This window comes from Alloprevotella tannerae ATCC 51259 (assembly GCF_000159995.1).
Lineage (GTDB): Bacteria > Bacteroidota > Bacteroidia > Bacteroidales > Bacteroidaceae > Alloprevotella > Alloprevotella tannerae.
The window spans coordinates 972,605-992,228 of the sequence record NZ_GG700643.1 but is presented as its reverse complement, the minus strand read 5'-3'; the positions used below and the strand labels follow the sequence as shown (position 1 = coordinate 992,228).

Sequence of the window (19,624 nt, the reverse complement as noted above, 5' to 3'; positions counted from 1 at the left end):
TCGCTCAAATCAAACGAAAGCGTAAAATAAAAAAACGCCGGCCAAAAGGTCAGCGTTTATTTCTTTTGCGGAATGGGGCGTTCGCGCATCGGCGGTGCGGAATCGGGCTGCGTAGGTGCGGGGCCGGAAGCGGCCGGCTGACTATCGTTGAACATCGGCATATAGCCACTGCTGCGATACAATTCATACTGCGTCAGTTGCTCGTTGGCGGTGAAGCGATTGCCTTCTATCATGTGCCCCGGCTTTTTAATCTGCATATAGCTATCAGAGTAAAAACGATGCTCCAGCATATCCCAGAACACTTCGTGCGTGCGAAAAGTCGTCTGCGTGGCCCGATTGTCGATAAAAACGTTGCCTTTGAAGTGCCATAAGCGTTCGTCGAAGCACCAAGCCGTATCGGCTTGCATGTAAAGGTCCATTTTGAAATTCTCATCAAAACGTTCGAGGAAGATACCACGCGGAAATTCTTGGCGAGGCGGCTTGGTCTGATCGTAATAGAGCCACGCCTCGGCTATGATACGATACTTCATCACGCCGGAATCGGAGATCATTTTGGCCACCCCGAAGGTCTCCATCACGGGCATTGAGTCGCGCGGCATTCCGAGGCGTCCGGTGGGCGGTTTGTCGCCGCCGCAACTCCCCAAAAGGGAGACGAGCAAGAGCAGAAGCAAGCCTGCAGCGCTCCCGCCGGCCCATCGCCGAGCAGCAGCGGAGCAAACTGATACGGCCGCAAATGCAGACCGCCGCCCGGCGGTCTTTTGAAAACCGGGCAGCAGTCGTAATGCTTTATTTTGCCTAAAGTGGGCCGTCTTTATTGGGCTTTCCATTTTGCAAACCAGCGCTCGTTAAAGCTGATGCCAATCGTAAAGCGAATATAATCTTCTTTAAGCAACGTCTTCGCGCCAGGCGCTACGTGTTCATATTGAACGCCTAAATTTACAATGCAACGATTGTTGTAGTTTGTGTTGACGGGGAGGCCTACGCCTGCACTGATAATATAACTCTTCGGACCATCCTGCCCATTGACGCGAACATAGGGCGAAGCGTAAGAGAAGCCGGCACGATAGCGCACGTGGTCGCGCCAGCGTAAGCCTTCTTCGTTGGCGATATACTCTACGCCCGCGGAGAAGCGCGAACGGTCGAGCAACTGCCCCTTGGACACATTATATATATAGCGGCCATCGGCGCCTACGGAAAGTTCCGGCATACGCACATCAGCCCACTTCTGCAAATTATAATCAAGAGAAAGCGTCAAACTGCGGTTCCACGTCCACGACAAGCCTGCACCAAAGCTCGTGGGCAGCGCGAAAGCCTTAGCTGCGCCGATTGTATCGCCCACGAATCTATTGCCTACAGACTTTAAATCATAGAAGAAGGCCTTGCGATTGATATCGTGACCAAGGCCATATGAAAGACCGAGCGTCAGCGTGTGTTTCTTGCCGATCGACTGCACATATTGCAAACCGAAATCGGCCTTATAGGTATGCAAACTCGCCGAATATTGGCGGCGCAGCGTACTGATGGTGGCATCGGAGAAAGAAGAGGTGACGGAATGATCGATATCGCCCCAGAGATAGCCGAAGTTGGCGCCCACAGAAAGTCCTCGGAGCGGCTCCCAACCGATGCCGGCATAAGCCACGTGCAAGCCGCCATCGCCTTTATAGGCATTGGTTTGCGTAACTTCGCCCGCCTGCGACTGCATCGTGTTCTTCCGACTAAAATCATAGCCCACGGTGGAGTAAGGCAAGAAGCCGAGCGAGAAGCCTAAACGCGGGCGGAGGCGGAAGCCCACGGTAATATAGTCCAAACTCGTGTTGCGAGCATTGACTTTCAAACTGCCTTCCGTCAAATAATTGTTTTGCAGCGTAAGACCTGCATCAAAAAGGAAAGTCAATGAGTCAATGGCAGAATAAGATGCGGGGTTGAGTACGTTAAGTGCTGCCCCGGAACGCGAACCAAGGCCCGTGCCGGCCATATCTGTAGTTCTGGCACTGTAACGATCGTTGAGCAAACCGAAGCCATAGCGCGAATAAGGCGAATTGCTGCCGTTGGTCTGGGCCATGGCAAACGTTGCGGCGAGAAGAGCCGAAACGAAGAGGGTTATTTTTCGAATTGTCATAAGGACTATTTTACTGCTATCATTAATAAATGCGAACTACTTCCGGCCAACTGTGTTATAGACAGCCAAAACCTTGAGTCCGCGAGCCACGAGATCAGCTTCGCGCCGTAGGGGCAGCGAGGCGTCAGTCGAGAAGTAAACGGCGTCGCCTCCCGTCAGGAATATTTGCAGATCAGCATGCGCTTGACGAACGCGATCTATGCAGCCTGTGATTTCATCTTGCCATCCTGTGAGGACACCGGTGCGAATGGCGGTTGGCGTATCGATACCCGGATTCGGCGTAGCGCCTTGGGGATCGACGAGGGGCAACTGCGCGGTATGTTCATGCAAAGCGGCGAAGCGCAAGGCCAAGCCCGGCGAGATATTGCCCCCAAGATATTCGCCCGAAGCGGCGACAAAGTCGTAGGTGACGCAAGTGCCGGCATCGATAATCAAGAGCGAGTGCGCCGGAAGCAAGTCGGCCGCACCAACAGCCGCAGCCCAACGATCCGCGCCCAGCGTTTCGGGCGTATGATACCCATTCTTCAGCGGTGCAGGCGTTAAGCCCGTCACGCAAAGGGTGGGAATCTCCAATTCTGCAAACAGTGTGCGTAGCGGCAAACTGCGATCTCCTACATCCGAAATGGCGCAACGCTCGACGGGGTACTGCCGCACCCATTCGCGAAGTTGGCGGCCGTCGGCCGCCAACGGGCAGGCAGCGGCCACGCATCGATCACCTTCAAAGAGGCTCGCTTTCGTCTGCGTGTTACCCGCATCTATCGTCAGCGTCATTTGGCGTAAACGTCTCAATATTGTTGCAAAAGTAGTGTAAACACAAAGAAAGACAAAACAATAAACGTTTTTTGTAGCCTTATCTGCTCTTGTTTGACAACGAGAAGGCGGGCTTATTTTCTTTTCTTTTGCTCAATGCCAGACTTTTGCAGCTTTGCAGGCAGAAAGTTCTATCGCTAAAAAGACAGAAACGAGACGGCGGTGGGCAAATTCGCCACACAGGGCTCAAATCGCCCAAACTATTTACCCCGATGTGAGTTATATTCGACGGATTCTATATAAATTTGCAGACTTAAGCAGACACAACTCCACTATGGGCAATTATATTGTTTCGGCGCGCAAGTATCGCCCCACGAATTTCGATGATGTCGTGGGTCAACACGCGCTTACGACTACACTGAAAAACGCCATCGCGGCCGGAAAACTGGCGCACGCTTATTTATTCTGCGGTCCGCGCGGCGTAGGTAAGACGACTTGCGCACGTATTTTTGCCAAGACGATCAACTGCTTGCACCCCGGCCCCGGCGGGGAGGCTTGCGGGGAATGCGAAAGTTGCCAAGCGTTTCAGGCGGGCCGAAGTTTGAACGTCCACGAACTGGATGCGGCCTCCAACAATAGTGCGGAAGATATCCGCGCCTTGATCGAGCAAGTCAACATCTTGCCGCAAATGGGGCGCTACAAGGTATTCATCATCGATGAGGTACACATGCTCAGTACGGCAGCAGCCAACGCGTTTCTAAAGACGCTCGAAGAGCCGCCCGCACACGCCATCTTCATCTTGGCGACGACGGAAAAGCAGAAACTTTTGCCTACGATTTTAAGCCGATGCCAGATTTACGACTTCAATCGTATGGAGGTGAACGACATTGTCCATCATCTCAAGCGCGTAGCCGAGGATCAGCACATTCAATATGAGGAGGCAGCGCTCAATGTCATTGCGCAGAAGGCCGATGGCGGTATGCGCGACGCTCTATCTATATTCGACCAAGTCGCCGGCTTTGCGGAGGGAAACCTGACCTATGCTAAGGTTATCGAAGACTTAGACTTGCTCGACTACGACTACTATTTCCGCGTGACGGATCTACTGCTGGCGGGGAAAGTGCCCGAGGTGCTCCTTACGCTCAATGAGATTCTCAACAAGGGCTTTGCAGCCAATCATTTTATCAGTGGTTTGGCGGCCCACTTCCGAGATTTGCTGGTTAGTCGCGATGCCATTACGCTCCCGCTCTTAGAGGTGGCCGAAGACGTAAGACAGCGATACGGCGAGCAAGCCGGTCGCTGCTCCCTACCTTTTCTATATAAGGCGTTGCGATTAACGAGCGACTGCGAACTACAATATAAAGATAGTGGCAATAAGCGCTTACGCGTAGAACTGACGCTGATCGAATTGGCCCAACTCGCCAATGCCGCCGTGCCGACGGCGGGCCAAGGCGCCAAAACAAACTTGCAACCGGTTTTTCAAAAGCCTGAAGCGTCAAGGCGCACCACGCCTCAGGCTACGGTATCGCAACCTCAACCCGCGCCAAGTAGTGCGACAGCACCGGCACCCTCTGCCGTAGCCGAACAGAAACCGACTTACGGCGCGCCAAAGCCGGATCCGAAACAAGCGCCAATGTCAACAGCACCATACAGAAAGCTCCCGGAAACGCTATCAGTCAGAGAGCAGGCCATCCGAAAACTACAGGAGCAGCGCCAAGGGTCTCAAGTGCAAGAGCCGGAAGAACACTTCGGCAACAAAGCCTTTGAACTCTCGGATGTGCGCTATGTCTGGATGCGCTTTGCCAACAAACTGCCCGCGGAAGAGACGGCAACAGCCGCTCGAATGAAGCGTATGGAGCCGCAAATGGTGAATGCGACAAACATTGTCGTACCAGTAGAAAACACGATGGTGCTCAAGGATATGAACAAGATAAAAGGGCAATTGCAGCACTTCTTCAGAGCGCAACTGGACAATGGAGAGGTTACCCTAAGTTTCAGACTCTTAGCGCCGGAAGAGGATGATCACGCCTTTGACCCGCAGGCGCTCTTGCAAGACTTTAAGCAGCGGAGCGAAGGCTTTAATCTGCTCCACAACCAACTCCGATTGCGCCGCGGATAAAAAACATTCGGCAAAACAGATAATAAAAAGACGCGCGGCAGCGACTCACTTCGTGCACAAGATGCGCAAACCGGCCGACTGACGCGCAAAACATACAAAACAACAACCCTCTAATTATGGCAAATAACAAAACCATTACGCTGACTTACCGCCTCACGGCAACAGACCGCGAAGGTAAAGCACAACCCGTAGAAGAAGCTACGGCAGAACGCCCTTTCCGTTTTATCACCGGACTTAACTTCGCGCTTGACGCTTTTGAAACGAAAGTGATTGACCTCAAGACTGATGAGGCTTTCGATTTTACGTTGACGCAAGAAGAGGCTTACGGCCCTTACGAAGAAGAGAACTTGCGCAAGTTGCCTAAAGATATGTTTACTGTCGATGGACATTTCGACAAGGAAAACATCTTTGCCGGCAATATCGTTCCCTTTGAAAACGACAATGGCGAGCGCTTCAACGGCACAATTTTAAACGTCACGGACGATACGGTAATCGTTGACTTAAACCATCCGCTCGCCGGCTGCTCGCTCCACTTTACGGGAAAAGTCGTAGAGACACGCGAAACGACGAAAGAGGAGTTGGCAGGCTTCTTAAGTATACTTAGCGGTGAAGGCGGCTGCGGATGCGGCTGCGGCGAAGAAGGTTGCGGCGACCACTGCGGCGATCATTGCGGTGACCACTGCGGTGACCACTGCGGTGACCACTGCGATCATCATTAATTAATCAATGAATACTTTCGGCCATCTCTTTCGGCTCACTTCCTTTGGAGAAAGCCACGGGAAAGCTATCGGCGGCATCGTCGATGGCTTCCCCGCGGGCATTTTTATCGACGAAGACTTTATCGCCGGCGAAATGGCACGCCGCAGACCAGGCCAGAGCGACTTGACGACGGCGCGCCAAGAGGCGGATCGAGTGCAACTGCTCTCGGGTATTTTTGAGGGACGCTCTACGGGCTGCCCCATAGGCTTTATGATTCGCAATGAGGCGCAGCATTCGCAAGACTATGCAGAGATGCGCGAAGCCTTTCGCCCTTCTCACGCGGATTATACATATCGGCAAAAGTATGGCCTCTACGACTACCGAGGCGGCGGGCGGGCTTCAGCACGCGAAACGGCCGTGCGAGTAGTCGGCGGCGCTTTGGCAAAATTAGCTCTGCGCGAGGCGGGCATCTCCGTCGAGGCTTACACTTCGCAAATTGGCTCTATTACCTTACCCTACGACTATCGTCATTATGATGCGACGGCTGCGGAGACTAACGCGGTGCGCTGTCCGGACGCGGAAAAAGCGGAAGAGATGGCCGAACTCATTCGGCGCGTCAAGGCGGAGGGAGATACGGTTGGGGGTGTCGTTACGGGCCTCATCCGTGGCTGTCCGGCAGGACTGGGTGAGCCGGTTTTCGGAAAACTTCACGCGGCATTGGGTGCAGCGATGTTGAGCATCAATGCAGCCAAAGGTTTTGAGTATGGCGAAGGATTTGCGGCAGCTTCCGGCCGAGGCAGTAAACTGAACGATGCTTTTAAGCCCGACGGCCAAGGCGGTATCACCACGCAAACGAATCACAGCGGTGGCATTCAAGGCGGTATTTCCAATGGCCAAACGATTTATTTTCGCGTAGCCTTTAAGCCGGTCGCCACGCTACTCCACCCGCAATCGACCGTAAATCTACACGCGCAGCCTATTCTGTTGCAGGCCCGCGGACGCCACGACCCTTGCGTCGTGCCGCGTGCTGTGCCTATCGTAGAAGCGATGGCGGCAATGACGATCTTAGACTATTATTTGCAGTCGAAGACTACACGCATCTAACGCTCCACACATTATATATTATTACTGTTCGGTCAACTGCCAAGCGGCACAACTTTTATATCCGCAATGCCTATAAACCGGCCTTGCGGATTTGTTTTAAGAGAATCAAAGATTCTACCCGCAAGATTCACACTGAGAATAGAAGCTTCACGGCGATCTTGCTGCATGTCAAAAAGGGAATAGAAAGTCTATTCGCACCAAGCTAATCAATGCCGTTTCCGAACTTTAGACTGTTTCTGATCCTTAGGCGCAGCGAGCGCAAGACCTTATCTTTCGGCGTTTTGCCTTTGTGTGGCAGTCTGCTCATTATTGCGCTTCCCTTTTCAAAGCACGCAGGCGGTGTCTCTACAGATTGAGACCTCTGTCTCTACGGGCTGAGACTTGAGTATCTACGTGCCGAGATGATGGTCTCTGCGTGTTGAGACACGACCTATCCGCGTGATCGTCCTCAAAAAGCTAAAGCCAACTCTCCTTTTTATGCCTTAGCGCAAGCATTGGGCATAGCAGTATTTTTATTATATGTAGAATCGTCTGAAAAGGAAGCAAAATATGGAGGAAAGTCCGCTGCAAATAATGAGTTTTATACCGGTTTTCCTACACTGATGCGCCATCATTTACGAAGGCTGAAAGGGAAAAGATAAAAAAATCATGTTACGAATAAAAACGTAAACTATTGACATATAAGAATTAATGGGAGTTTCCGACGCTACGGGACTCCCATTAACCAACACAAAAACTAAACTAGACTTAACTAAACACGTTATCTCACGACAACAATCGATGCAAAAATATAACTTTTTCGCTAAACTCCCAAATATATTTGATAGAAATATACCATGAAAAGAATAATTTCTTCGGTTGAAGTGAAGAAATTCCCTTTTACGCTTTCGTTCCTTGGCTAAAAAGAGCGCAAAGACATAAAAATGGCGGGACAAGGATATTGGCGCAAGCGGAGTGAGGTCAGGGGCAGCGGGACTTGTTGGGTAACGAAAGGTGCGCGGAGAACTGAGCGCAAAAGAAGTAGGAGGTAAAGAGCCGCGCAGAAAGCGTCCGAACAAGGAGAAACCGATAGAAAAAGGGGAACAAGAAGCGCTTGAACAAGGAGCGGAGAGCGCAAAAGCCGCACAAAAACACATGGGCAAGGAGCGGCAAAACGCAAAAAGGGCGCAAGAAGTATTGTGAACGAGAGACGACCGAAGGTAAAAAGGGGCAACGTGACAGAGGCTGCGGCAATATAGAAAAAGCAGTAATGGCCGAAGCTCATTGCTGCTTTATATTTTTTGTATAATACGATCTGTTGCTATAAAAAAGATAGCTTACTTAGCCGCCTCAGCAGGTGGGAAAGGCTTGCTCAGCGGATTGTTGCGCGCCTCAGTAATATAATGGCGCACATAGGGGTTTTCAAGAAACGATTGAGGTACGCTCGTCAAAATGCGCTGGATCTGCTCCGTCACGATCGGCGTCGGATATTTGCTGCAAAGTATACGGAAGAAACCGGGGCCAAGGACGTTATTCCAATTATCGACGATAAAGCGAATTTCAAGGTTCTCGGAAGCCGCATTGAGGTTGTCGATCTTGCCTTTCCACTTCGCCTCAATCGTCTCCATCGTATGCCCTTGCTGCATCTCCCGAATCACGTTTTGCTGAATATCCCAAAGCGCGTTCTCATACTTATCGCGCCGCTTAAAGAATCGGTAAAGACGACTATTGAGCGGCCCACCGGAGACAATCTGACCTAAATTGTCTAATTGAACCGTAACGGTGCTCGCTTCTATAACGAGAGGCATCACCCGCGTATCACCCATATACAGCTGGGCCATACAAGCAGAATCTATCGCACCGTAAAAATTGAAACGACCGTGGACAACTTTGCAAGAATCCAGATCAGTCGAGGCAATGCCATCAGGAGAAACTTTGAGATAAAGCATACGTCCATCATAGGCAGGCACAGTAGAGCTGCCATTGATGTTATAAGATGAAGCGCACGAAGCGATCAGCACCATAAGAGCTATGTATGTCAATACCTTCATCATTTTCCGTTATTTCGCCTGACTATTGTTTGGCAAATATACGCTGAACACTATGAATACTTAATGTTTCTACTGTTACAAATTCTTGAAATAATATATTTTTGAGGTTTTGTAAACAATTTCTTCGCTTAAACAGGCGTTTTTTATACTTCACGCGCTTTTTTTAGTTCTGATGGTAAGCGAAAAGCAGTATAAAGTTCAAAGACGACAGCTATGGCCAACGAGATTTTCCACTCATCGCCGCGAAAAGGTGGGAGGCCTTGCCAATGCATATACATTAAAACGCTCGTAACCAGCAAGAAGGCTGCTCCAAGCAACTGCTGGCGATGCAAACGCCGCGCGGTGAAACTTTTGCTGGTAAAGGGAGTTAAAAATTGCGCGCCGGCGAAAAGAACAGTGCCCAAGGTGAATACGAGAAACGCGTACATAAAATCAGCCATAAAAAGCGGCAGCAATACGCCAATGGGTAAGAGCAAGCCGCCTACAATCGTAGCCAGGCTAAGGAGGGTTGGAGATAACTTCATTGTTCCTTTTCGATTACGTAAACATCCTCATTGTCAGTCTTCATAAATAAGTGGACGCGTGCCACTTTCTCTACCGCAGCCGGATCAGTATGCAGTTCGTAAAGCGTGCGTGCATCGGCGGCGTATTGCTGTTCATAGCGCCGAATATCTTCGCGCAGCGTTTCGTTGCGCTCATACAAGCGATAGCGATACCAAAGACTATTGGGGTCTACAAAGCCAATCAAGATCAGAAAAGCAAGAATAGTCCACAAGTACTTATGACGCGTCAAAGACCGGCCGAAAGCAGAAAAATTGAGTTTCACCATACGTATTATTTATCACTTACGCTGCTATGCGCTGAAGAGGTTTATAAGTCGTGCTGCTCCAAGCGGTGGCGAGCCATTTCTTCATACTTCGTTCCGGGGCGTCCATAGTTGGCATAAGGAAAAATGCTAATGCCGCCGCGGGGCGTGAACAGGCCGCACACCTCAATATACTTTGGATCCATCAGGCGAATAAGGTCTTTCATAATCACGTTGACGCAGTCTTCGTGGAAGTCGCCGTGATTGCGAAAACTGAAGAGGTAAAGTTTCAAACTCTTACTCTCGACCATACGCTTGTCGGGCATATAACTAATGCGCAATTCGGCAAAGTCGGGCTGGCCCGTAATCGGGCAGAGCGACGTAAACTCCGGACAATTAAAGCGCACCCAATAGTCGTTGTCGGGATGTTTGTTTTCAAACACCTCAAGCACCTCAGGCGCATAATCCATTTTATAATCCGTCTTCTGCCCCAACGCGTGTAAATTATCGAGTTCTCTATTCATTTGTTTATGATTTTTGTGCGGCATCCTTTAATGCCAAATATTCTTCTAAACCGCGGCGGCGCAATGTGCAGGCGGGGCAGTGGCCGCAGCCATCGCCTTTGACGCCGTTATAGCAAGTCAGCGTTTCGTTTCTAACCAAATCGAGCACGCCGAGTTCGTCAGCCAGCGCCCAAGTAGCGGCTTTGTCGCGCCACATCAGCGGCGTATGGATCACAAACTGCTCATCCATCGCCAAATTAAGTGTCACGTTCAGACTCTTCATAAACGAATCGCGACAATCAGGGTAACCGGAAAAATCGGTCTGCGATACGCCCGTCACCAAATGCCTAATATCGTGCTCACGCGCATAGACGGCGGCGATGCTTAGGAAGAACAAATTGCGCCCCGGCACGAATGTGTTTGGAAAAGAACCTTCGGGCTGCTCCGCATCCATTTCGAGCGAAGCATCGGTCAGCGAATTACGCCCCAACTGCCCGATCAGCGGCGCTTCAAGGCTTTGGAAATGCACACCGGCCTCGCGGGCAATGCATTCGGCCAACTCAACTTCGTTTGCGTGCTTCTGCCCGTAGCGAAAAGAGAGGGCAAAAACTTCCTTAAATTGCCTTTTGGCCCAAAAGAGGCAGGTAGTAGAATCCTGACCGCCGCTAAAGACGACCAAGGCGCGTTCATTATTTAATAGTTTCATCTTGTCTTGTTTTTAGGAGCTTGCCGGAGCGCAGACTTATGAAGAGCACAGCGACCCCAACAAGGGCAATTACGCCAACAGGCACAAACCGCTGCCACCGCATCGTGCTTCTGCCGATCTCGGAAGCAAAGGTAGCAAAAGCCCTTCGCCCGACAAAGTCTAAAAGGCTTTAAGACGGGCAAAGACCGGACTTTTATAACTGTCGGACACTCATATAAACCAAGGGAAACAACGATTCGCAAGCCCGACGAAGCGCTTGCCTTATTCCGTTTTCTGCACAGCAGATACATTATATATATAACGACAAGCCCTTCAAGTTTGACCTCGCAAGTGCGTCGGCAACCAAAAACCGGCAAGTTGTAGGCGTCAAACTTAAAGCGTCATAAACTTTTTCGCCGGCTCAAAACGACCGATGCCGACTTTATAGATAACCTCAATTCCGCAGCATTATTCCTTGTGAGGTACTTTTATATATTGAAGTGACATTTTTGGGATTTATCCATTGATATGGGGATTTTCTGGGGTTCTTGGTTCTTGCATAGTCATGAAATCCCCCACCCAAACCAATGGGGAAGTATGAAAAACCACAAAGAAATGCTGTTTATTCAAGGAAGACTTCAGCGTAGTAGGTTTTATTTGTATATAGTCCACCCTTAAAAACCTAACATTCTGCTGATTCACAGTATATTATACTACAAATCATTTGCTTATATCTACAAGTTTTTGTACCTTTACATTATAAATCTTGCAGATATTTATGCTTAAACGTACATCCAAACAGCTCTCTATGTTCTCTTCTTTAGAGGACATGCTTAGTCATCAACACCCCCTTTTTCAACTTAGTAATAAGATTAATTGGGAGTGTTTTGAAAATGCTTTTTCTCCATTGTATTGCAGTACTAACGGGCGCCCAGCTCATCCTATTCGCTTGATGTGTGGTCTTTTAATCTTAAAACATTTGCGTAATGTTTCAGATGAAATGGTGGTTTCTCAATGGAGTGAGAATGCTTACTGTCAATATTTTTGTGGTGGACTTGAATTTATGCCAAAACAACCTTGTGACGCTTCTGAGTTAGTTCACTTCAGAAATCGTATAGGTGAGGAAGGTATGGAGTTAATATTAGCAGAGAGCATCCGTGTTAATACCGACCATGATGACGAAGATCATTTTGATACGGCTTTCATTGATTCTACCGTGCAGGAGAAGAATATAACCTATCCAACAGATGCGAAGTTGCATAAAAAGATAATCAAAAACGTTCTGAAGATAGTTCATGACAAGTGTCTTCCTCTACGACAAAGTTATACGCGTACGTTGAAAGGGATTTACCGTTCCCAACGTTTTCGTAATCATCCCAAGAATCGTAAGAAAGCTCTTAAGGCAGATAGGCAACTAAGGACCATAGCAGGAAGATTAGTAAGAGAGTTAGAGCGTAATCTTGAGGGAAAGAAAGGATATGAGAAGATGTTTGAGCTATATTATAGAGTCCTTTCTCAGAATCGAAAGTCAAAGAACAAAGTATATTCTCTGCACGAACCAGATGTGGTTTGCCTCAGCAAAGGTAAGGAACATAAGCAATATGAGTTTGGTAATAAAGTATCTATTCTTCGCTCATGGTCAGGACTTATTTTGGGTGCATGTTCTTTTAGGAATGAATATGATGGGCATACTATCGAAAAGACGTTGGAACAAACCCAAAGAATGACAGGAAAGCAGGTTGATAAGTTAGCAGGAGATAGAGGGTATAGAGGTGTAAAGCAGATTGGGCAGACAAAGATACTCATTCCAGACACTCCTAAAGCTAAAGATAGCTACTACCAAAAGAAAAAGAAACACAAACTATTTTGTAAACGAGCTGGTATAGAGCCAACCATAGGACATCTTAAAGCAGACCACCGATTATCTCGCAACTTTTATAAAGGTGTGAAAGGAGATGCTATCAATGTCTTATTAGCGGCGGCAGCATATAACTTCAAAAGAGCTATGAGAGTTCTTTTGGACCTTATAAAAAGAATCAGCATAGAGCTTGTTAGTACAGGCTTTATGCTGAAATATAGTTTTTAAGGAATGACTATATAGGTTCAGAACGTTCTGCCTTCCAGTGCGCACCCATTTTGCCGGCACGCTGACAAAATGTAGGATAAAGGCTTTCAGCCTGCTTGTCTTTTTCAATGGCTTGACCTTATCGCTGATATGACGGACGAGATAGAGATAGAAGTTCTTCAGCATGGCGGTAACCATCATGAAAACCATGTTCTCAGCCATAAAGGAAAAGGGCAGATGCGACCATCCGAAGTCATTGTTCTGTATGTCGAAGTTCTTTTCGCTTGCTCCACGCTCATTATAAAATGTAATGATGTCTTTCTCAGTAGATGTCCAGTTATTGGTAAGGATACAGCGGTATGTGTATATCACTCCGAACATATACGTCTGTTCCCTGCCGTGCTTGTCTTTCAAGGGACTACGCTGTACGACAAGCCTGTATGACTTTCCTTCTATTAAGTTGTCTATGCTGACGGAGGTGACATCGCATCTCTCATAACCAACCTCAACGCTCTTCCATTCTTTCAGCCGGCGGAAGTCCTCACATCGGTTGTCGCAGTTGGCTGCACGTATATAGAACGTGTTGCAGCGCTGCTCTACGGTTTGGATAATTTCCTTTGAGAACGATCCACAATCGGCACGGAAACGCTCTATTACCACACCAAGTTCTGAGGTTACACGGTCCATAATGCGACGGAGCGTGTCTTCTTGATGGAATCTCACATTGGTGTTTCCGTCACGATTCTCACCTCCGACTATGATTCCCCCAATGGAAGCCCAACCAGGGAAATAGCCAAAATCCTGCTTGTAAGAATACTTTGCATCGAACTTGTGGGCTGGAATAAACTGATGATCAAAGTCTAAGTCAACATGACTGCCCACCTTTATAAGCCCCATTCTCCGTATCATCCGTAAAAGTAAGGTGTTCAGCTTCTGTGCCGTGTTGAAACTATAAGACTTGCCTGATGTCTCGCTCTTGTAGATAATGTTCTCTTCGGCAAGCTCATTCAGTCCTCGCCCCACAGTGTCGGCACCGGGTAACAGCGTATCAGGTCTCTGTCTGAACTGCCCTATAAGCGCATTGATGTCCTCAAGGCATTCTCCACCACAAAGGTAACTGAAGAAGAGAGAGCCGAAAATACTTCCATGGCTGAATGCCTTGCCGCTGCATCCGCGTTTACCCAATACAGATTCGGTAAGTTTTTCAAAGCCCAACTTTGAAAAAACGTCCATGATGTGATAAATTCCTCCGAAGGAAGTGATATTCTCGTTTTTAATTGCTACCTTTGTCATGTCAGATTTTTGCTTACTTGTTATGTTTGTAGCACCAAGATAGGTGAAATTTCTGACATATCCAAGTGTTTTGAGAACTTTGTTTCTCAGGCACTTGGAGTTCTCACAAGAATTTATGCTGCGGAGTTAAGATATAACTTATGGCAAAAAAAATCATACCCAAATAGGTTAAGGATAATTTTGGCTGAGAAGAATGTTACAAATCATTGGCTTGCAACGGAAATGGGCGTGACAGACATGACGGTTTCGAGATGGTGTACAAATCGGATACAGCCTTCAATTTCACAACTTGTCCAAATGAGCAAGTTGTTAGATACCGAGATGGAGAAATTTATTGATACAAGCGTTGACCCTGGATAAACTGCGATGACAAGTAAAATCAATATGGAAAACTTTCCCTCCGCCATAGATGGTGGAGTTAAGATTTATGATGAAACCTCGTATGAGAATGCCATGGCTGTCATAAGCCATAAATTACATTCCATCAAGGCAACTGGCAAATATGAAGATGAGGATAGAAATGAGATATTACTATTGCTTAAAGAATTCTTAGAATACAAAAAAGGGAATATTGAGATTACAGAAGAATATCTCAACATGGTTGCTGAGAATCCTCTTCAGTATAGCCTCTTCCAAGATTTATTTAATATTCCTTTTTCGGCACCAAAGCAAACAGATTTCAAATTTATAGATTTATTTGCTGGTGTAGGTGGATTCAGACTTGCCTTGCAAAGAATAGGAGGCAGATGTGTCTACTCTTCTGAATTTGAGCCAAATGCTCAACAAACATATTTGGCAAACTATGGAGAGATGCCTTTTGGCGATATTACAAAGGAATCTACAAAAAGTTATATTCCAGATAATTTTGATGTCTTGTGTGCTGGTTTTCCATGTCAGCCATTCAGCATTTCTGGTAAGCAAAAAGGATTTGCAGACACACGAGGCACTCTTTTCTTTGATGTTTGTCAAATATTAGAAAGAAAACATCCTTCTGTTGTTTTCTTAGAGAACGTGAAACATTTACAGTATCACGACGGGGGACGCACACTTGAAGTTATTTTGGAGAAATTAAAGGAACTTGGATATCATACTGAATGGAAAATTCTAAATGCTGCTGATTTCGGAGTTCCACAGAACAGAGAAAGAATAATCATCATTGGTTCTTTGAAACAGCCATTTGTTTTTTCAAGGTTGGTTAAACAACCGAGAAAGCCATTAGTTGACTTCTTAGACGAATCTGGTGATTTCGAGTATTTAGATCCCTCTGAATACACTTTGCTCGAAGAAACCCATCAGACTCAAGCAGGTTTGATATTTGCAGGGTATAGAAACAAAGCCATCAGAAAGGCTGGCGTTCGCCCTGGTACAGAACATCTTTCAAGAGTTCACAAACAACCAAATAGGATTTACTCTATTTATGGTACACATCCGACACTCCCGTCACAGGAATCATCTGGTAGATTCTTTGTTCTGACAAAGGACAATCGTGTCAGGAAACTTACCATTAATGAGTGCTGGCGCATAATGGGTTTCCCTAACAATTTTGTTCGCATTAGTGCTGTTGGAACTCAATACAAGCAATTAGGGAACTCTGTGTGTGTAAGCATGATTGAAGCAATAGGAAATGAAATAAAAAGACAATTATTATAAGATGACAAATTATAGACAAATACTCGACGACACATATTCTTCTGCCGAGCAGATACAGAATGTCGACGAGACATTTACTTTCAGCAAAGAAGTAAAGGGCTACATAGAAACCATTGTTGATAAAGCAGAAAACAATAAAGCTGTTTTAGCAGTAATTATAACTCTGATGGCACACAAAATAGTTGTTCCTGAAGATGACATCCGATATCATCAAAAAGATATTGGCAATTTTTCGGGAAGAACTATTGACTCGAAGTTTATTACTCCTTTTATTAAGGAGAAAAACTTTCCTGCCATGGCTGAGTCTGGATGGTTAACAAGAAGTCTCGAACAGAAAGTTCCTTATGACTTGAATTATCCTGGGGCTATAAAGCCGACCTCACTGAAAAACGCTTTCCTGCGACTCATAAATGAGGTACAGGCAAACGGAGTAGATGCGAAATCTATTCTTACATATTTCTTTGTCTTGTTGATAAGGCAGAGAGATAGCCATAACATTGACTTAGCTAAGCCACATAGTCTTTCTATCTCAAACATCATTGAGGTACTACACCAACACTTTGATTATCCATATATAGGACACGGTGCATCTCGCCTTCCGACACTTGCCATATATGCGGCATACGAATGTATGATGAAAGAAGTGTCACGTTTTCATGATAAGCAATTGTGTCCTCTTGAATCTCACACTTCTGCGGATTCTCAATCAGGTCAAATTGGCGACATACAGATAAATGACATCAATGGAGAGGCATTTGAAGGAGTGGAAATCAAACACAATATCGAAATAACCAAGGATTTAGTTGAACATGCCTACACCAAATTTATGTCACAGCATACCAATCGGTATTATCTCCTGACCACCGCAGATATGAGTAAAGCAGATTGGAGTCCTATTGAGGAAGAGATTAAATCAATAGCGAGGAAACACGGATCTCAGGTGATAGTAAACGGTGTGTACACATCACTAAAGTACTACTTGCGCTTACTGAGTGATCCTTCAGATTTCATCGAACACTACGTTAATTTGATGAAGAATGATGAAAATGTAAAATATCCTCAGCAGGCTGCATGGAATGAAATAATTAGCAAGTTAAATCTCTAATTTAGGATATTCAGTAAATATCTAACTAATTGTTTGTCAGCGTAATATATTATTTGTACCTTTACATAGAAACCCCCGAACGACCCATCACGGGCAGAATCGGGGGAAATTTATAAAATTAACTGCTGTGAAGTTACGAAAAATTTCTGACATATCCAAGTGTTTTGAGAACTTTGTTTCTCAGACACTTGGAGTTCTCACAAGAATATATGCTGCAGAATTAAGGGATAAATCCACCATGGCTGTAAGATGGAATGAATAATAACCATTGATGCCCCAATGGCTAAAAGGCAAGGGCCGACCGGTGCTGCACATGGGCGAAAAAGACCTCGACTTAAAAGACAAACATCTGCCTTATTTTCAATACATTATAAGAGCACTTTAACCCCGCCTTATCCCCGTAAAAATTTGCTTAGGTGAAAGTAAAAACTTTCTCCTATGATCGGAAAAATTGTCTCCTAAGACAAAAAAATTGTCCTATAAGAAAGTTTTTCTTTTCTTAGGTGAAAGTTTTGGGACTTCTATAATCTCTGAAATACAATTACTTACAAACCCCATTGAGACCCCATAAACGGCTTGATTATCTGCATCGGTTTTTGAGGCAGACTCACTTGTACGACGCAAAGCGTTATGCACCGTAAAGACAAGCTTACGATGACGCGCAAAAGAATAAGGACTCGGAATAACTTTCATACTAAAAAAAATAAGATTTAAACTTTCAAAAGTGCTGTTTTCACAATATATTTGCGTCATAAAACACCTATAGCTGCGCATCTTTCCGCGAGCTAACAGTAAAGCTCCCCCTATTTGCCGCCTGAAAACCCTTAAAAACAAGACGACAAAGCTTACCGATCAAGGAAGAAAAGGCGTGGAAACACGGCATTTGACCGGAATCCTGCGGACTATATCATAAAACCACAAACCTTATGAAGAGAACGATACTTTTGTTAGCCGCTTTGGCGCTTGTCTGCTCACAAAAAATCTTTGGGCAAGTGAATTTCTTTAATGCCCACGTGAGCAAGTACGGAGAATTGGAGCAGGTCTTGGGGGAAAAATGGGACAAAATCGATTCATTAATCGTACATGGACCAATCAATGAAGCTGATTTTACAACGATGTGGAAATGCAGCTTTGAGGGGAAACTTACTGTGCTGAACCTGGAGCATGCGCAAGTAGAAAACAATAAGATACCTACGCGTGCACTTTATAAGGCTGATAGGCAGGTTATTGATGACCCGAGAGCGTATCAGGGCGTGGTTTACCTCCCACTCCGCCACATCATCCTTCCTGAGGGAATTCAGGAAATTGGAGACTTTGCTTTCTCAAGGATGAAATTAGAACAAATAAACCTCCCCAAAAGTTTGAGAAAGCTTGGTCGTTTCAGTTTTTCAAGCTGCCATTGGTTAAGTACCGATCCTTTGATTATCCCGGATGGGATCACGTCTATTCCACCACAATGCTTTATAAATTGCCAATGCTTCAAGAAATTGGTGTTACCCTCTACACTTAAAGTTATTGGCGAATCAGCTTTCTACAACACAAGAATAGAGGAAGTAAACTTGCCAGAGGGATTGGAGAAAATCGAGCAAGGTGCCTTTGCCGGCTGTAATATAAAAAAAGTGATAATACCTGCTTCCCTAAATGAATTACCCGGATTTCTTTTTTCTATGTGTCCCTATCTGAAAGAAATTTATATTCCCAATCACATTACAAAAATTCCCAGCTCTTTTGCTTCCTGGTGTCCTTTGCTTGAAAAGGTGAATATTCCCAAGTCTATAATAGAAATTGGAGTTGACGCTTTCGCAGGCGATGTAAAACTTAAACCGATAGACTTGCCGGAAGGACTAAAACACATAGAGCAGGATGCTTTATGGTACTGTGCAATTGATTCCATCGTTTTCCCTGCTTCGTTGGAATATTTGGGTGGAGGAAGTTGTGCAAATTGGAAATACATAAAAAAAATATATTCCCTTGCACCAATACCTCCTTATTGTGCAGAAGACATGGATAATCCCGGTGATGGACCATTTCACGGATATACGCCGAACGATGTTCCTCTCTACGTTCCCATCGGTTCGGGAGAAAAATATCGGCAGGCTTTCGGCTGGAACTACTTCACGAACATCATTGAAACAGACAAGTTCCCAACCGGAATCGTTTCGCCTAAGATGGACAACAACGAGCCTTGTAAGGTGTATGGAAGAGATGGCAAACTTGTCATAGAGACGCCTCAAAAACTTTCTGCTCCCATTCATTATGTTGTGTATGCAGTCAATGGTCAGGTGGTGGCGCAAGGCACACTGAATACATCGTATAGTTTGTCCACATTGGCTAAAGGCATTTATATTGTGCGCATTGGCAACACTATACACAAAGTACGCTTATAATATGACATACGATAATGATAGTTGCCTTGTAGACTAAAACTACAAGGCAATTATTATATGGTTTGCATCAAGTGTACAAGCATATCCACCCAACTGCACGCACAAAAAAATTGCCGGACATCTAACAAGTTTACGCGTCTATTTGTCAACTTGAAAAAATTACTTACTTCCGCATAACCTTAAAGCCAAATCTCTAAGTTTGCAGTATGAATTGCAACAAACAAAGAGGTTGGACTTAAGCCCTTACAGCAACTAATTCAGATAATAGCACAAAGAAAAGCAAAAAAATCATCTCAAAATTTGGGAACAA

General features: G+C 46.0%; 17 protein-coding genes and 1 pseudogene. 8 read left to right on the top strand and 10 right to left on the bottom strand.

From position 1 onward, the window contains the following. Positions 1–56: 56 nt before the first annotated feature. From lptC to GCWU000325_RS10065, 3 genes are read right to left on the bottom strand one after another with little or no spacing between them, the layout of a single operon-like run. Positions 57–827, bottom strand: a complete 771-nt coding sequence (gene lptC / locus GCWU000325_RS10075) for an LPS export ABC transporter periplasmic protein LptC (RefSeq protein ID WP_006256513.1) — start codon at positions 825–827, stop codon at positions 57–59. After that, a complete protein-coding gene (locus GCWU000325_RS10070) occupies positions 812–2,119 on the bottom strand; it encodes a PorV/PorQ family protein (RefSeq protein ID WP_006256512.1) in 1,308 nt (435 codons plus the stop codon). Before GCWU000325_RS10070 ends, lptC begins: the two co-directional genes overlap by 16 nt. Before the next feature lie 36 nt (positions 2,120–2,155). Beyond that, positions 2,156–2,890: a type III pantothenate kinase gene (locus GCWU000325_RS10065; protein ID WP_006256511.1), complete on the bottom strand. Its 735-nt coding sequence runs from the start codon at positions 2,888–2,890 to the stop codon at positions 2,156–2,158. Between the two features lie 313 nt (positions 2,891–3,203). Between GCWU000325_RS10065 and GCWU000325_RS10060 the strand changes: the two genes are divergently transcribed. The 3 genes from GCWU000325_RS10060 (at position 3,204) to aroC (ending at position 6,791) form a co-directional block, all read left to right on the top strand. Next, complete coding sequence (locus GCWU000325_RS10060) at positions 3,204–4,988, top strand: DNA polymerase III subunit gamma/tau (protein ID WP_006256509.1); 1,785 nt, start codon at positions 3,204–3,206, stop codon at positions 4,986–4,988. Positions 4,989–5,104: 116 nt separating this feature from the next. After that, entirely contained in the window at positions 5,105–5,707 is a 603-nt protein-coding gene (locus GCWU000325_RS10055) for an FKBP-type peptidyl-prolyl cis-trans isomerase (RefSeq protein ID WP_006256508.1), read from the top strand. 7 nt (positions 5,708–5,714) lie between these two features. Continuing rightward, on the top strand, positions 5,715–6,791 hold the full coding sequence (aroC, locus tag GCWU000325_RS10050; protein WP_006256507.1) for a chorismate synthase: 1,077 nt from the start codon (positions 5,715–5,717) through the stop codon (positions 6,789–6,791). 1,316 nt (positions 6,792–8,107) lie between these two features. On the opposite strand, the gene GCWU000325_RS10040 is transcribed toward aroC, so the two are convergent. From GCWU000325_RS10040 to queC, 5 genes are all read right to left on the bottom strand, one after another. After that, positions 8,108–8,824 carry a DUF4369 domain-containing protein gene (locus GCWU000325_RS10040; RefSeq protein WP_006256501.1) on the bottom strand — a complete coding sequence of 239 codons (717 nt, stop codon included), beginning with the start codon at positions 8,822–8,824 and terminating at the stop codon, positions 8,108–8,110. Positions 8,825–8,964: 140 nt separating this feature from the next. Continuing rightward, positions 8,965–9,345 (bottom strand): hypothetical protein, encoded by a 381-nt coding sequence (locus GCWU000325_RS10035; protein ID WP_006256499.1) that lies wholly within the window; start codon positions 9,343–9,345, stop codon positions 8,965–8,967. Further along, complete coding sequence (locus GCWU000325_RS10030; RefSeq protein ID WP_006256498.1) at positions 9,342–9,650, bottom strand: FtsB family cell division protein; 309 nt, start codon at positions 9,648–9,650, stop codon at positions 9,342–9,344. Before GCWU000325_RS10030 ends, GCWU000325_RS10035 begins: the two co-directional genes overlap by 4 nt. Positions 9,651–9,691: 41 nt before the next feature. Further along, positions 9,692–10,150, bottom strand: coding sequence for a preQ(1) synthase (gene queF / locus GCWU000325_RS10025; RefSeq protein ID WP_040599812.1), 459 nt, complete (start codon positions 10,148–10,150; stop codon positions 9,692–9,694). A gap of 4 nt (positions 10,151–10,154) precedes the next feature. Further along, positions 10,155–10,835, bottom strand: a complete 681-nt coding sequence (gene queC, locus GCWU000325_RS10020; protein ID WP_006256496.1) for a 7-cyano-7-deazaguanine synthase QueC — start codon at positions 10,833–10,835, stop codon at positions 10,155–10,157. A gap of 757 nt (positions 10,836–11,592) precedes the next feature. Here queC and GCWU000325_RS11710 point away from each other — a divergent pair. Then, the gene (locus tag GCWU000325_RS11710; RefSeq protein ID WP_006256493.1) at positions 11,593–12,900 is read left to right on the top strand and encodes an IS5-like element ISPta1 family transposase; all 1,308 of its coding nucleotides are present in this window, start codon (positions 11,593–11,595) and stop codon (positions 12,898–12,900) included. Between the two features lie 3 nt (positions 12,901–12,903). On the opposite strand, the pseudogene GCWU000325_RS10015 reads toward GCWU000325_RS11710, so the two are convergent. Continuing rightward, positions 12,904–14,172 (bottom strand): annotated as a pseudogene (locus GCWU000325_RS10015) (IS1380 family transposase); the annotation flags it as partial. Here GCWU000325_RS10015 and GCWU000325_RS12530 point away from each other — a divergent pair. From GCWU000325_RS12530 to GCWU000325_RS09995, 3 genes are read left to right on the top strand one after another with little or no spacing between them, the layout of a single operon-like run. Then, positions 14,116–14,532: a helix-turn-helix transcriptional regulator gene (locus GCWU000325_RS12530; protein ID WP_262480466.1), complete on the top strand. Its 417-nt coding sequence runs from the start codon at positions 14,116–14,118 to the stop codon at positions 14,530–14,532. The pseudogene GCWU000325_RS10015 and the gene GCWU000325_RS12530 sit on opposite strands and share 57 nt — an antisense overlap. Positions 14,533–14,556: 24 nt before the next feature. After that, on the top strand, positions 14,557–15,822 hold the full coding sequence (locus tag GCWU000325_RS10000) for a DNA cytosine methyltransferase (RefSeq protein ID WP_211205532.1): 1,266 nt from the start codon (positions 14,557–14,559) through the stop codon (positions 15,820–15,822). A 1-nt stretch (position 15,823) separates the two neighbouring features. After that, positions 15,824–16,927: a hypothetical protein gene (locus GCWU000325_RS09995; protein ID WP_006256489.1), complete on the top strand. Its 1,104-nt coding sequence runs from the start codon at positions 15,824–15,826 to the stop codon at positions 16,925–16,927. Positions 16,928–17,404: 477 nt separating this feature from the next. On the opposite strand, the gene GCWU000325_RS09990 is transcribed toward GCWU000325_RS09995, so the two are convergent. Then, on the bottom strand, positions 17,405–17,680 hold the full coding sequence (locus tag GCWU000325_RS09990) for a hypothetical protein (RefSeq protein WP_006256488.1): 276 nt from the start codon (positions 17,678–17,680) through the stop codon (positions 17,405–17,407). A 173-nt stretch (positions 17,681–17,853) separates the two neighbouring features. Here GCWU000325_RS09990 and GCWU000325_RS09985 point away from each other — a divergent pair, with 173 nt between their 5' ends. After that, a complete protein-coding gene (locus GCWU000325_RS09985; RefSeq protein WP_006256486.1) occupies positions 17,854–19,314 on the top strand; it encodes a leucine-rich repeat domain-containing protein in 1,461 nt (486 codons plus the stop codon). Positions 19,315–19,624: the final 310 nt, after the last annotated feature.

What these genes read in the sequence shown, in the direction of transcription:
- lptC (WP_006256513.1), bottom strand. Translation starts at nt 827, where the DNA reads ATGGAAAGCCCAATAAAGACGGCCCACTTTAGGCAAAATAAAGCATTA.
- GCWU000325_RS10070 (WP_006256512.1), bottom strand. Translation starts at nt 2,119, where the DNA reads ATGACAATTCGAAAAATAACCCTCTTCGTTTCGGCTCTTCTCGCCGCA.
- GCWU000325_RS10065 (WP_006256511.1), bottom strand. Translation starts at nt 2,890, where the DNA reads ATGACGCTGACGATAGATGCGGGTAACACGCAGACGAAAGCGAGCCTC.
- GCWU000325_RS10060 (WP_006256509.1), top strand. Translation starts at nt 3,204, where the DNA reads ATGGGCAATTATATTGTTTCGGCGCGCAAGTATCGCCCCACGAATTTC.
- GCWU000325_RS10055 (WP_006256508.1), top strand. Translation starts at nt 5,105, where the DNA reads ATGGCAAATAACAAAACCATTACGCTGACTTACCGCCTCACGGCAACA.
- aroC (WP_006256507.1), top strand. Translation starts at nt 5,715, where the DNA reads ATGAATACTTTCGGCCATCTCTTTCGGCTCACTTCCTTTGGAGAAAGC.
- GCWU000325_RS10040 (WP_006256501.1), bottom strand. Translation starts at nt 8,824, where the DNA reads ATGATGAAGGTATTGACATACATAGCTCTTATGGTGCTGATCGCTTCG.
- GCWU000325_RS10035 (WP_006256499.1), bottom strand. Translation starts at nt 9,345, where the DNA reads ATGAAGTTATCTCCAACCCTCCTTAGCCTGGCTACGATTGTAGGCGGC.
- GCWU000325_RS10030 (WP_006256498.1), bottom strand. Translation starts at nt 9,650, where the DNA reads ATGGTGAAACTCAATTTTTCTGCTTTCGGCCGGTCTTTGACGCGTCAT.
- queF (WP_040599812.1), bottom strand. Translation starts at nt 10,150, where the DNA reads ATGAATAGAGAACTCGATAATTTACACGCGTTGGGGCAGAAGACGGAT.
- queC (WP_006256496.1), bottom strand. Translation starts at nt 10,835, where the DNA reads ATGAAACTATTAAATAATGAACGCGCCTTGGTCGTCTTTAGCGGCGGT.
- GCWU000325_RS11710 (WP_006256493.1), top strand. Translation starts at nt 11,593, where the DNA reads ATGCTTAAACGTACATCCAAACAGCTCTCTATGTTCTCTTCTTTAGAG.
- GCWU000325_RS10000 (WP_211205532.1), top strand. Translation starts at nt 14,557, where the DNA reads ATGGAAAACTTTCCCTCCGCCATAGATGGTGGAGTTAAGATTTATGAT.
- GCWU000325_RS09995 (WP_006256489.1), top strand. Translation starts at nt 15,824, where the DNA reads ATGACAAATTATAGACAAATACTCGACGACACATATTCTTCTGCCGAG.
- GCWU000325_RS09990 (WP_006256488.1), bottom strand. Translation starts at nt 17,680, where the DNA reads ATGACGCAAATATATTGTGAAAACAGCACTTTTGAAAGTTTAAATCTT.
- GCWU000325_RS09985 (WP_006256486.1), top strand. Translation starts at nt 17,854, where the DNA reads ATGAAGAGAACGATACTTTTGTTAGCCGCTTTGGCGCTTGTCTGCTCA.